Here is a 13,167-nt window from a genome sequence, read left to right as displayed (position 1 = left end):
TCTGGCCATGCCCAAGTACGACAATTTAAAAGAAATACTTGCGTCTTGAATACGGGGGCTATCATTTTAAATGAATTAAGGCTATTAGTAATATACTTCCATGCCTGCCAATATATTCCGTTATCAGCTACCAAAAAAAGCAATCAAATCCGATTGTCCGAGTTGCGGTCCTAAACACCACAAAACGTTAAGTCGGTATATAGACACGCAAACCGGCGAACCCTTACCTGAAATGTATGGCCGGTGCGATAGGGAAAGCAATTGTGGTTATCATCTAAATCCATACCACAAAGGAGAGTCTGGAACGTCCTATTTTGAGGAGATGAAGGCCCAGACTCAGGTTGGGCCAATCCCTAAATCTTGGTTTACCTTTGCAGCTCGTCAGAAGCATGCTGGCGTATTGAAACAGGATATCATTGCTCATCTTTTGCAACTGGAAGGTGCCAGGCTCGAGCAAGCAGAAAGAGTTGCGGATTTCCTTTTTGAAAAATCTTCGACCTTTAACCGACCCATTGAACCAAAAAAATCTATCTCGACAGCTCAAGCCAGTCAGCTTTGCACTATTCCGGAGGATGTATTTAAACAGTCACTGGATCATTATGAACGCAATCAGTTTGCCCAACTATTAAGTCGTCATTTTGGAAATATAGTTGCCGATGAACTGTTAAAGCGTTTTAATATTGGCACATCTGGACGTTGGCCAGGTGCCTGTGTGTTTTGGTATATCGATGAGTGGCATCGAATACGTGGAGGGCAGATCAAACTGTTTGATGATACATTTCACACGGTCAAATACGTCATTAAAGCGGGCGAAAAACGTAGCCGAACCACCTGGGTCCATTCATCGTATGCACGTCGTTGTGATGAATTAAATAAGCCCTATCCAGCCTGGCTGACGGCTTATCTAGATGAGGAAAATGACGTGCAAAAATCCCCCTGCCTATTTGGTTTACCGCAACTTTTAAACGCCGATATAAGTCAACCAATTGCAATTGTTGAAGCACCCAAAACCGCAGTCATCTGTACTCCTTATTTCCCGGGATTTATCTGGATGGCCGTGGGAGCTTTATCGTATTTGAATACTGAACGATTGGCTCCACTGCGTGGACGGCGAATCGTTTTATACCCTGACCTGTCCAAAGATGGAAGTGCATTTGATCGCTGGAATCGGGTAGCGGGTGAACTATTGGCTCAGGGGTTTGATATCACCGTTTCGACTTATTTGGAAGATAATGCGACGGATGATGAACGAGTTGCCGGAGCGGACTTAGCTGATTTCTTACTTGAACAATGGCAAGACTACTCCTCCCAGTGGATTGAGTAAATCGGAAGTTTTTTCTGAACGGTGGTCGGGTAGGAGGGTAGAGGGGCTGGAAACGGCCCTTTGTGCGTTCAATAAATCCGTTTAATTAAATGGTTCAGTGACATGTAAAAGGATAAGGATTAATTGAAGACTGAGTTTTGAAAACAACGCAAACCTCTGTCAACTATTAAGCTTTTTTATTCATTCAAAGTTTTCAGTCAAGTATTATGTACTTGTGGCTGTAGAATGGTTAGCCAAAAGGCCACTTTTGATTAAGCGGCCTTTTGTTATATTATCTTTCGAATTCACAAATGTTCCCCACTTCTAGTTCATTAAGTATTAATTCAAAAACTTCTGTTGGCGATTTCCTAAGCAACTTGGCTATACCAATAATATCTTGAACAGTGAAGGTTTCAGGGTGCACAATCAATTTTTCTACATCTGTAACGGAGAGCATGGTTGAAATCTGATTCATGATCGTTATGGTTAGATAAAGAACTAAACCAAGATCTACATAAAACCCCAATTATGAATGGGAGGATGGCTAAACAGGTATAAACTTGTGCTATACAGGTCTAGATGCGTGATGAATCCTGTACACTCAAATAGGCTACATATAAATGATTTAATTATGAGTCGTTTTAGTTGCGGAGTGAACACTACATCCATTTCTTAGCTGGCTCTACAGTGTTTAATCTCCTTGATTACTCATAAATCAACCGGTCAGGAAGATCAGTTAAAACTCGAAATTTCAACTTATTTGATTACTCAATGTCGATTTCCAAAGAACCAGTATATGCTCCACAAGAAACGATTCTTAGCCAAATAGGATCAGTTAAGCTGGTCGTAAAATCAGAGGCTGATGCAGAGTCTATTGTCTTATTAAAAAATGCTGTTTACGGCACAAGCGGTATTCGTTATCAACAAACTGGCCAAGACCAAAAACTAAACCAACTGTCCAACCCTTTTTTCTTTCATCTATATATTTCTGACATCCTTCAAGGTTTTTATTGCCTCGATCATCGGCTTGTTACCTATCCATTTGGTAGTATGAATGCCTTTTATGGGCGCTATTTTGCCATCCATGAATCAGCCCAGGGAAAGGGATATGGTCGATTTTTAAAAACTTCGGCTGTCAATTACATTACGGAGACAATTCATGCACCTTATCTGTTGTACTCGTTCATCGAAGAGAAAAACACACGTTCCCTCTCCTTGTCAAACCAAACAAATTTTGCAAGTGTTGCACAACTTAAAACGTTTGTCTTCCGTAGCCTAAATCCAAAAGCAGATGTGCGACTGAAAAGGGCCTCATCAGCAGAACTTCCCAAAATCAAATCTTTTCTGGCGACCTATTACGCTGGTTATGGATTGGTAAACTTTGATAAAATAGGCTACCAAGGAAATTACTTTACACTGACAGTAGGGGAGCAAGTTGTAGGAGGGGTACAAGCCAATCCCGTTACTTGGAATTTTTTACAAATGCCCAACTGGACCGGCTGGTTCCTCATGAATATCCTACCAAGAATACCCTACCTAAAAAAACTATTTCAACCAGACTATTCGTTTTTAGCACTGGAAGGTATTTACCTGGCTACCGGGCAAGAGGGTTTGTTCCCAATTCTCATCGAAAGTGTACTAGCTTTTTTCAACTTAAACAGCGCTCTTTTCGAGGTTGACTGTCAGGATAAGCGATTAACAGCCATGCTCGCCCGGATGGGCTTACTCAGCGGCTATCAGGCCGATGTTACCACACATGCCATGGTTAAAGCCTGCGGCTTATCCGCTAACCAATTAGCTCAGCTACAGGTATCTCCGGTTTATTGCTCTTCTTTCGACTTTACGTAATTAGTGGAAACTTCGAACTCAACGCAGCTAACAGAATTATTGGAACAAGCAAGGCAACACTTGTCCCAACCTTTTGCGCATAAGCAACGCAAATTGCTTACCTATCTCAATATTGCTTATATCACACTGGCCATATTTTTTCTGTCCTTTGAAAAAATAGAAACTGGAAACTTTGTCCCTCATGTCGCACTGGCCTATGTTTATTTATTCGTCGGTGCTGCGAATTTCTTTTCTGCCCTTTACAACTATTGGATTTTAGCTGGAAAAACTAAAATTACCCTAGTGGGTCAACAGATTGATTTAGACCCTGAAAGTAAGTTTGATATTGCCTCCCGTTGGGTAAGTATCGTTTCCATTATGTTTCTGGCTTTCCTAAACATGATCGGATTCGAAAACCCTTCTAATGATTCAATCTTGGTCGATTTTGCCTTTGGCCATTCTTTAATTGTTCTAGCTGCTATCCTTCTTGGCCGCAAAGCTGCCTTTGTCTGGTTTTTGATTGTCCTAGGTACTCTTTTTCTAAAAGCGTATAGTATAGGCTTTACTTATCAATATAATTACTTGACTAAGGCCGAATCAACTCGTTACGAAAAAGCCCTTGAACGGAATGAAAACTGGGCTTTACAACGAAAAGCTACTTTGCAACGGGAAGGCTTAAACCCACCCAAAGTAGTCCGGTATCTGAATGAATGGATTGTCTTTATCTTGATTGCCTTCTTCACGGCTTATTTCTTTACGGGTATTTCGCTGGATATGATAAAAATCATTCCGTCCGTTACCCAACGGTTAGCAAATGCCATCGATACGGTTAAAGAGCAGGAGCTGGAACGGGAGCGGGAAAAGAATTTACAAGAAGAGCAGAAAATGCGTCTTGAACAGGAAACCCTGCATGCTGAGCTTAACTTTTTAAAATCTCAGTTGAATCCCCATTTTCTCTATAACACCTTATACTATTTGTATGTAAAGAGCCGCGAATACTCTGACGATTTAGCTGATTCACTTTTAAAGGTGTCTGACATTATGCGTTATAGTTTGCGGGAGGATTCAAAATTCGTGCTGGTTCAGGAAGAAATCACGTATTTAAAAGATTTCATCGCCTTACACCAGATGCGATATAAAAATAAGCTTCAAATAGAATTTAACGTCCAAGGCCCTACCGATCAGAAGTTCATAATTCCCTTTATATTAATCAGTTTAGTCGAAAACGCGTTTAAACATGGACGGATGACAAATATGGATTTCCCGCTTACTATTAATCTGAACTGCTATACAGACCGAATCGAGTTTTATATGCGGAATCAGAAAGGTCATAAGCCGACTGTAGATTCAACGCATGTAGGTTTAGCGAACATTCAGCGCCGACTTGATTTGACGTACCCTTCCTCCTATACCTTTAAAATCGAACAAGATGAGGATTCCTTTTCTTGTTGGTTATCGATCCTAGCGTAAGTACCTAATTTTTATTGCCATGACCTGTATCGTAATTGATGACGAGGAATTTGCTATCCAGTATCTTGAGGATTTGATCCATAAAGTGCCGTACCTTGAGTTAAAAGGCTCATTTTCTGACCCTTCCGAAGCCATTGTCTATTTGAAGGCAAATCCAGTAGATCTCATCTTCGTCGATGCCGAAATGCCAAATCATGCTATTAATGGAATTGATTTTATTAAAATCGTTGGACAATTTCAGAAATATGTCCTGACGACAGCATACCCTCAATACGCACTACAAGGCTACGATTTAGATGTCATTGATTTTCTGCACAAACCATTTGGCTTTGATCGTTTTTTAAAAGCTGTACAAAAAGCCCAAACTAGCCTAGAGCCTTCAGCGAAACCGAGTCCGGCTCTGCCTAGAGAATCTTTTATTTATGTGAAGTCAGAAGGTAACTTGATCGCCGTGTACTTTGACGAAATCTGTTGGATTGAAACAGCTCCAGAGCGCAACTACATTCATATTTTTACGCAAAATGACCGTCTAACCTCCCATTTATCACTTAGTGACATTGAGTCCCAATTACCTCATACTTTCTTTTCTAGAATTCATAAATCCTTCATTGCTGCCAGGACTAAAATACGAGTGGTTAATAAGGATAAAAACACCGTCAGTATTCTTCGACAAGGAGAATTGAAGGAATTACCTGTAGGAGAATCATACCGGAAATCCTTATATCAACTGATTGATAGAAAAGTCGTTCGAAAAGATGGTAAATGAATTGGTGTAGAGAAATTCTATTAATATTCTGCTTTATAGACTGAGTATTTCGGAGTAACCTGACCCACTTAACACGGAGCATGCCGACCCAGGCATTCCGGTGCAAACTGACCCACCTCGTTTTGAAGTAGGAATCGCGTCACTGCTGTAGTTTTCGGAGGTAATCGACCCACCCCGACTATGGCTAACCACCGAGTTCCTATGCACTTGCTGCGCCAAATCCTGCTGCTCAAACAACAGGGCAAATCCATCCGTGACATTGCCCGATCACTGGCAATCGCCCGTAATACCATTCGGGGCTATTTACGCCTTTTGCCCCAAACCGATCTAACAGGTCTATTGAGCCAGACCGATGCCCAGCTCAATCTGCTCGTTCAACCGCCAACCGTTGCCCCATCGGTTGGTAGTCGACTGGCTGAGTTACAAAAGCGGTTGCCCGTTATTGATCGACAACTAGTCTGCACCGGCGTAACTCGCTATGACCTGTGGTTAGATTACAGGGGAGAGCAACCTAAGGGCTATCAATATACCCAGTTCTGCTACCATTATCGGCAGTGGCGCCAGACGCAACAGCTCTCCATGCACTTCGAGCACAAGGCAGCAGACAAAATGTTTGTCGATTTTGCCGGTAAACGCCTGTCGCTGGTTGATGAGTTAAGTGGGGAAGTAAAGTCGGTTGAGTTTTTCGTCGCTGTGCTAGGCTGCAGTCAGTTGACCTATGCCCAGGCGGTGGCTAGTCAACGCACGGAGGACTTTATCGAGGCCTTGCAAAATGCCCTATGCTACTTTGGCGGAGTGCCAGCGGCCATTGTACCCGATAATCTCAAAGCGGCCGTTATCCGAGCCGATCGCTACGAACCTCAGATCAATGAGATGCTGAGCGATTTTGCGCTTCACTACCAGACGACGATCCTACCGGCGCGCAGCGGCAAACCCCGTGATAAAGCACTAGTGGAAGGAGCCGTCAATATCCTTTACAACCGGGTGTACGCTCCGCTTCGCAACCGCGTCTTTCACCGGTTGGATGAACTCAATGCCGCCATCCTGCAACGGGTCGATGCTCATAATCAGATGCTGTTTAGTGGCAAAGAGTACAGCCGAAGAACTCGTTTCGAAGCCTATGAGCAAGGGCATCTCAAACCACTACCCACCAGTATCTATCAGATCAAACACCATTTGGTAGCTCGTGTGCAGAAAAACTGTCACGTATTACTCTCGGAAGATAAACACTATTACAGTGTTCCCTATCGCTACGTTGGCAAGCGCGTTCGACTCATCTACACGCAAAACACCGTTGAGATCTATGCTCACTATGAACGCGTGGCTGTCCATCAACGAGACAGGAACAAGTATCACTACTCGACGACCAAAGACCATTTGCCCAGCACCCAGCAATGGGTGAGCGATTGGAATCCAGCCTCCTTTATTCGATGGGCGGGGCGTATTGGTTCTCAAACCCAACGCGCTGTAGAAGTGGTTTTATCTAGCCGGGCGCATCCCGAACAGGCCTATAAATCCTGTCAGGGCATCCTGAGTCTGGAAAAGAAAGTCGGCGTTGATCGCCGGGAGCGGGCTTGTGAGCGCGCCCTTTGCTACCAAAGTGTCAGTTACAAAGTCATCCGCTCCATTCTGGAACGAGGGCTAGATACCTTGCCCGAATCAACACCTGCCCTGATCACGACCACTCATGAGAATATACGGGGCGCGGCCGCCTACCAATGATAAAATAACAAAGGGGAAAAAGAAAAGACCATAAAACCAAACGAACTATGAATAACCAGGCGACCCTAGATCGATTACGTGAACTCAAACTGACGGGCATGTTCCAGGCCTTTGAAGCTCTGTTACAACTACCGGTTCATCAACAGCCACCGGCTGACGAGTTGTTGGCTCAACTCACCGATGCCGAGCACGAATACCGTCAGCAACGCAAGACGCAAATGGCCATCCGGGCGGCTCGCTTCCGCTATACGGCTTCCTTGGAAGAACTTCATTACGGGGAGGGGCGGAATCTGGATAAGACAGCTATCCTACGCTTAGCCGATTGTCGCTTCATTGATCGTTCGGAAAACATCTTCCTGACGGGTGCCACCGGCTGTGGGAAAAGTTATATAGCCTCGGCCTTGGGGTATCAGGCCTGTCAGTTAGGCTACCGGGTTGGCTATCACAATCTGATCAAGCTGTTGCAACGTCTACAACTGGCTAAGGCTGATGGCTCTTATCAGAAGGAGATGAATCGGCTTGAGCGCCAACACTTATTGATCCTGGATGACTGGGGTCTTCAGCCGCTGGACCAACATGCTCAACTGGCTCTGTTGCAGATCATGGAAGATCGGCATGGGAAAGCCGCCACCATAATCACCTCGCAACTGCCGGTCAGCAAATGGCACGAGTACATCGGTGACCCTACCCTGGCTGATGCCATTCTGGATCGGATCACTCATAAAGCCCATCGACTGGACTTGAAAGGAGAATCGATGCGTCGTAAACAGCGGGTTGTTGCAGATAAACAATGATCACTAACTTTGAGTGATTCCTACCCAAAAACGGGGTGGGTCAGTTTGCTCCGAAATACCTGGGTCAGCATCTCCGTAATACACAATAGACTGGTCTTCTAAATTCATTCGCCTTGGTATCCATTGATAGTTATCTGTAAATTGATACTGCGATACCGTCTCCACAAGTGCGCGCACTAGCTTCAATCACTATACCAAGACTGATGAAATAACAGTCTTTAAAGTTTTTATAGTGCCAATTGATTATATAGTCAAAATTCATCTTACAATACGTGCTTCAATCCCTAATGAGTTTTAAACTATCGATTTGGCTATATTTTTTCTAATTAGAAATTTCTAATTAGAAAAAATAGGTTAGTATAAAAAGGCTGCAAGAAATAGCAGCCCTGATATTAGTTTAATTCACATTCAACGCTTGGTGGGTTAACTCATGAAAAACCTTTTCATCCATAGCATACCGATCTGAAAGAGAAAGGCTGACGCGGCTATTCATCAGCGAGTAATTAAAAGCGTTATACAACAGCCACATCGTGGGCTCTGACTTTAATATCCGTTCTTCTACTTTCATACGTTCCTGGGCTTGCTTTACCAGTTGTACCGGGATTTTAACTTCTTTGGCTAATTTTTCGACTGTGGCTTCTTGGACAGGTTTATTATATAATCGCTGATAAACTTGGGCGGTTAGGGAGCCTTTATGTGCCATAAATTGCGTAAGAACCTTTCCTAAATAGGAGCTTAGGGAATCTATATCTAACCGAATATGATGCAGTTTTTTATGAACGACTTCATCGACTTCTTGCTTCGTGTAGGTTTTGGTTTCAATACCACTTTCCTTTATATCCAAAGCTTTTTTGTGCTTCTTGGGCTTCCCAGCTAATAGCCAGTTTAAGTAAGCATCCATTTCCAACCATTCATCTGCCCAACCCATTAAACCATTGCTACATATCTGTCGATAGTAGCTAACCCGTACGCCCGTTTCTGTCACAGTTCGTTCATTAACAATCGTTCCCTGAACCGTAAAAGGTGATTTACCCGTGTAACTATTGTTAATTATCAGATTGCGGTACAACCGTTCGTCGCCGATACTGATCTCGTTCGGTGTAATTACGTTTATAGTAAATTCTCCTCGGTCCGTATACCGTATGTTGATTTCATGCTGAGGTATGTACTTAGTCACAACTTCTCGCAAAAGGGTGTTAGGCACGATTGAATACTGCTCAGATTGAATCGCATAGACCACTGGGTTACTACCAGTTGGATAGCCAACAATCGAGTTCTGACGGTCCGATGGCACAATCTGGTAGCCTGGTAACATATCAATTAATCTTACCGATTCCACAGGGAAACAAATCTCGCTCCAACTGTCTGTTTTTAAAGGGGTTGTGCTTACGGATGCCATACAAAATAGTGTTTGCCTGTTCAATTACCTTTCGTGTACTAAAATAACTATTAATTCTCTAATTGCAAATTTCTAATTAGAAAAATGTAATTAGAAATTGATTATCTGCTTTTTTTCCCGATGTACTGTTAGAATTAGGCATTTGTATTCACTGATTATTGTTTACATAAAAGCCCTGACAAATCTGCCAGGGCATAGCTTATTCATTGATTTATTGCCTCACATTTTATAGTGGTTTCGAATCATACGTTCGTAGATACCCGTTGGTAAAATACTTTTTAACAAAACGGAAAATTTCTCCAGGGATTTACCAACCCGGTACAATCGATCAACTTGGGGCGACTGAATGATTTTTTCGACCAGTGGCCCAAACACGTCGGGTTCTATTCCCTCACTAACACTTTCGTCGATTAATGCATACGTGCGGTCAAACGTTTCTTTATAGGCACTGTTGGCAGGTAAAGATACCCGAAGCCGATTCTTGTTAATATCCGTTTTCGTACCACCTGGTTGGATATAACAAGCCTGAATTCCAAATGAGGCCAGCTCTAATCGGAGTGCTTCAGTCAGCCGGTCAACGGCGGCTTTACTAGCGCAATAACCTCCTCGAAACGGTAACCCTGCTTCTGCCGCAATGGAACTAATATTAATAATTAAACCAGACTTTTGCTGACGCATCGTAGGTAAAACGGCTTGAATCGTTCGGATCGTACCAAAGACATTTGTATCGAATACCCGCTGTACTTCGGCAAGCGGTAAAGCCTCAACCGGCCCCGCAATAGCCAACCCAGCATTGTTAATTAATACATCAATTCGGCCATGCTTCTCAATAATTCGGTTCACCCCTTTTTGAATACTTGCTTCATTACAGACATCCAAATCCATGGTCAAAAAAGGTTTTGACTTCTGCTCAATTGATCGGGATGTTCCGTATACGGTAAAGCCCTTCTGCGCCAAATAGGTGGCGATAGTTTCTCCTAAGCCCGTTGAGGCACCAGTTATTAAAATAATTTTTGACATACTACACTCTGGACAAAACGCTTATTTACTCTTCAACTAATCTTTACCCTTTAATTTTATACGGTCGTTTTTAGTTTACTGTGCTCTCAAAATCTCACTCCATCGAGTCGTATACCGTCTGCTTAAAAACTTGCTGCGCGGTTTCCAATGTACGCTGTATCCCTGACTGGCAAATCGTATTTTGTCCCGCCCATACTTCGCGTTGAGTTTATCAGCGGTTTGGCTTACCGCTCGTAGTCGAGGATCGGAAACGTCATTAAAGAGGGTTGGCTTTTGATAATCATGAGGTACAAAACCTGATAGCATCACGCCTACACGCTTAAATTTATATCCGGGCTTGTAGATCGCATTTAACACACCAATGGCATATTGAAGTAATTCAGGGGTAGCACTAGAAGGATGCGGCAGTGCTGTAGCCTGGCTATTGAAATACTGCGGCTGGTCAGCTCTAAATGGATTGGTCTGCAAATACACAGTTACTAAACAGGCAGCCGACTGTTGTCTTCTTAGTTTTTCTCCACATCGAACTACGTGCGTATTCAGTCCTTCTTGCAGTGTTTTCAGATCGTCAACAGGCGTACCAAAACAAGGTGAGGTTAAAATCGACTTTTTCGGCGCAGGATATTGCTGGACGGGTCGACGGGTATTTCCTCGCAATTCATCGACTAAACGTAAGCCTTCAATTGTCATGTGTTTCTGAATCCACACATCATGACACTGGGTTAACGCATACGCCGTTTCAATTCCGTTTTTTTTGAGGAGTTGATTGTACTGGTGACCAATATCCCACACCTCCAAACAGGGGAAATCAGCAAGTGCCTGTTGAATGCGATCCGCTTCCCGTAGCTCAAAAACTCCGTTGTAGTTGGGTTGCTTTTTAGCGTACCAGCTCGCCACTTTTGCTAAGGTTTCTTTTGGCACAATACCAATCGAAACCGGCAAACCCACCCACTGCTTAATTGTCTTTCGGATCTGATGGCCAAATGCTACTAAGTCGGTATAGATCCGCTCGTACCCAGTCACATCTAAAAATGCCTCGTCGATTGAATAAATCTCGATCTTCTCAATGAATTGGTTTAAGATTCGCATTAAGCGGCCGGAAACATCGCCGTACGGGGTAAAATTGGTGCTTATAATCTCTACTTTATGTTGCTTAACAACGCCCCCTAATTCAAACGTGGGTTGCCCCATTCTTATTTTCAGCTTCTTGGCCTCCTTAGAACGGGCAATTATATTTCCATCGTTCGCGCTAAGCACCACAACGGGTTTTCCTTCCAGATCGGGTCGAAAAATCCGTTCGGCGCTAACGTAAAAGCTATCGACATCGACCAAAATAATCATGGAATAACTGTAGTTTTTGAAAAAAGAAAGTAAACCATGCCGCTTCACTTTTTTTCCCCGCTGTCCAGTTTCCTTATAAATCTCATGTAACAAATTAACTATGCAATAAAATATATAATATACAAAGTAAATTTGTTACGTTGTTAACAATTACAAAATTTTGACAATCAATCCTTTACAGGTATATCCGTTATTTTAATATAGTAGTCCTTCTCGGTCTGTTTCTTTATATAGAATTGTGTTGTTTCAAATAATTCATGGCGCAAGTGGCGCTGCACATGAATTGGCTCAACGCCTTCTTGAATAAGAAGTTGGCCTGTTGTATGACGTAGACTGTGCGCGGATAGCCTGGGACGTTTCAAGTTCAGTTGCCGCAGATATTTATCAACCCGATACCTGATTTGATAGGTTTTTAAATCGGTCCACAAGGCCTTGCCTGCCTGTGGTGGAATTGGCCAGTACGATTTATCCTGTAAGTAGGAAATCAGAGCCTGAGCGCAGGAATCAAACAGGTGGACATCTTTTCGAGTATCTTTTCCTTTCCCTTTGACCCATAACTGTTTACGTTCAAAATCAATGTCTCCCACCCGTAACCGGGTCACTTCTACAGTCCGTAAGCCTTCAATAACCAATAAAGCGACCAATGCCCGGTCGGCAGCATCCTCAATAGAATTCAGGAGTTCATCTCGCTCGGCCCGTTCCAGACTATCTTTATAAAACTTACGTTCGGTCGTCAGGCCACGCACAGCATCGACATCCCTAAGCGAATCGACCTGATCCGCAACTAATCCAAGCTGACTGCGATTTTTAATCACCCAGGCGGCTAGTTGCTTAATGGCCGAAAGGCGAATATTGACCGTAAATGCAGATAGACCTTCTTTCTTGAGCCATTCGACGTATCGACCCACCGTTTGACCACTAAAAGAAGCCTGGTTGCCCTGGCCTTGCTCATCAGCCAAATAACGAAAGAAAGCGTTCAGCGATTTGGTATACGTATCTCTGGACTCTTCCCCTCGTAAAGTGATTGAATCATGAAGGAAGCTAAGGATTAATTCATTGGCGGCTGGAATCTTGGTAGAAGTTGGTGGAGGGTCGGCGGTCAGCTGGGGCAAGCCTTGAATCTGATAAAACAGCAGAAATTTCCGCAGAGGGGAAATACGGTTAGCAGGCAAACCAGCGGCAAATAAACTTAGACTGAATCGATCAATGGAATACTTGTTGGTTAGACAGTAAACCAAGTATGGTCGCACGATCCTTGGATAGTTACCGGGTTTGGGTAACCAGGCGGCAAAGTAGGTCAACACCTGGGTAAGTGTCAGCTTACCACTACTTGTTTGGATAGCCCCGTCTGTAGTATTAACAGTAGAAAGAGTACACGATTGCTTAGGCATGGCCAAGGGTTTAAAAGAAGCAATGTACAAGTATTTTCAACATCTTGGAAATTCGGCTTTCCGAGATTTGTTGAAAAACGACAATATTGGGACTTTCGCCGAACTTCTCTATGTTAAATCATATCGCGAGTAAA

11 protein-coding genes are annotated in these 13,167 nt (G+C 43.3%); 6 read left to right on the top strand and 5 right to left on the bottom strand.

Translation table 11 applies throughout. The features are described 5' to 3' along the window. Window positions 1–100 precede the first annotated feature (100 nt). The gene (locus ACYVFD_RS31965; RefSeq protein ID WP_026262144.1) at window positions 101–1,324 is read left to right on the top strand and encodes a DUF6371 domain-containing protein; all 1,224 of its coding nucleotides are present in this window, start codon (window positions 101–103) and stop codon (window positions 1,322–1,324) included. A gap of 271 nt (window positions 1,325–1,595) precedes the next feature. On the opposite strand, the gene ACYVFD_RS31960 is transcribed toward ACYVFD_RS31965, so the two are convergent. After that, the gene (locus tag ACYVFD_RS31960) at window positions 1,596–1,778 is read right to left on the bottom strand and encodes a hypothetical protein (RefSeq protein WP_020597347.1); all 183 of its coding nucleotides are present in this window, start codon (window positions 1,776–1,778) and stop codon (window positions 1,596–1,598) included. Window positions 1,779–2,074: 296 nt separating this feature from the next. Here ACYVFD_RS31960 and ACYVFD_RS31955 point away from each other — a divergent pair, with 296 nt between their 5' ends. From ACYVFD_RS31955 to istB, 5 genes are all read left to right on the top strand, one after another. Beyond that, window positions 2,075–3,151 carry a hypothetical protein gene (locus ACYVFD_RS31955; RefSeq protein ID WP_461094674.1) on the top strand — a complete coding sequence of 359 codons (1,077 nt, stop codon included), beginning with the start codon at window positions 2,075–2,077 and terminating at the stop codon, window positions 3,149–3,151. A 3-nt stretch (window positions 3,152–3,154) separates the two neighbouring features. Then, window positions 3,155–4,600, top strand: coding sequence for a sensor histidine kinase (locus tag ACYVFD_RS31950; RefSeq protein WP_211221678.1), 1,446 nt, complete (start codon window positions 3,155–3,157; stop codon window positions 4,598–4,600). A gap of 19 nt (window positions 4,601–4,619) precedes the next feature. Further along, complete coding sequence (locus ACYVFD_RS31945) at window positions 4,620–5,366, top strand: LytR/AlgR family response regulator transcription factor (protein WP_020597350.1); 747 nt, start codon at window positions 4,620–4,622, stop codon at window positions 5,364–5,366. 180 nt (window positions 5,367–5,546) lie between these two features. Continuing rightward, the gene (gene istA / locus ACYVFD_RS31940; RefSeq protein WP_461094673.1) at window positions 5,547–7,088 is read left to right on the top strand and encodes an IS21 family transposase; all 1,542 of its coding nucleotides are present in this window, start codon (window positions 5,547–5,549) and stop codon (window positions 7,086–7,088) included. Window positions 7,089–7,135: 47 nt separating this feature from the next. Further along, complete coding sequence (istB, locus tag ACYVFD_RS31935) at window positions 7,136–7,882, top strand: IS21-like element helper ATPase IstB (RefSeq protein ID WP_461094672.1); 747 nt, start codon at window positions 7,136–7,138, stop codon at window positions 7,880–7,882. 397 nt (window positions 7,883–8,279) lie between these two features. Here the strand turns inward: istB and ACYVFD_RS31930 are convergent, their stop codons facing one another. The 4 genes from ACYVFD_RS31930 to ACYVFD_RS31915 all read right to left on the bottom strand — a co-directional run bounded on the left by ACYVFD_RS31930 (window position 8,280) and on the right by ACYVFD_RS31915 (window position 13,033). Next, on the bottom strand, window positions 8,280–9,281 hold the full coding sequence (locus tag ACYVFD_RS31930; protein ID WP_461086671.1) for a hypothetical protein: 1,002 nt from the start codon (window positions 9,279–9,281) through the stop codon (window positions 8,280–8,282). Between the two features lie 219 nt (window positions 9,282–9,500). Continuing rightward, on the bottom strand, window positions 9,501–10,301 hold the full coding sequence (locus ACYVFD_RS31925; protein WP_293692216.1) for an SDR family oxidoreductase: 801 nt from the start codon (window positions 10,299–10,301) through the stop codon (window positions 9,501–9,503). Window positions 10,302–10,376: 75 nt separating this feature from the next. Next, the gene (locus tag ACYVFD_RS31920; protein WP_461094671.1) at window positions 10,377–11,642 is read right to left on the bottom strand and encodes a Y-family DNA polymerase; all 1,266 of its coding nucleotides are present in this window, start codon (window positions 11,640–11,642) and stop codon (window positions 10,377–10,379) included. Between the two features lie 167 nt (window positions 11,643–11,809). Then, window positions 11,810–13,033: a tyrosine-type recombinase/integrase gene (locus ACYVFD_RS31915; protein ID WP_293692219.1), complete on the bottom strand. Its 1,224-nt coding sequence runs from the start codon at window positions 13,031–13,033 to the stop codon at window positions 11,810–11,812. Between the last annotated feature and the right edge of the window lie 134 nt (window positions 13,034–13,167).

This window comes from Spirosoma gilvum (assembly GCF_054776815.1).
This window is presented reverse-complemented; position numbering and strand designations above follow the sequence as displayed.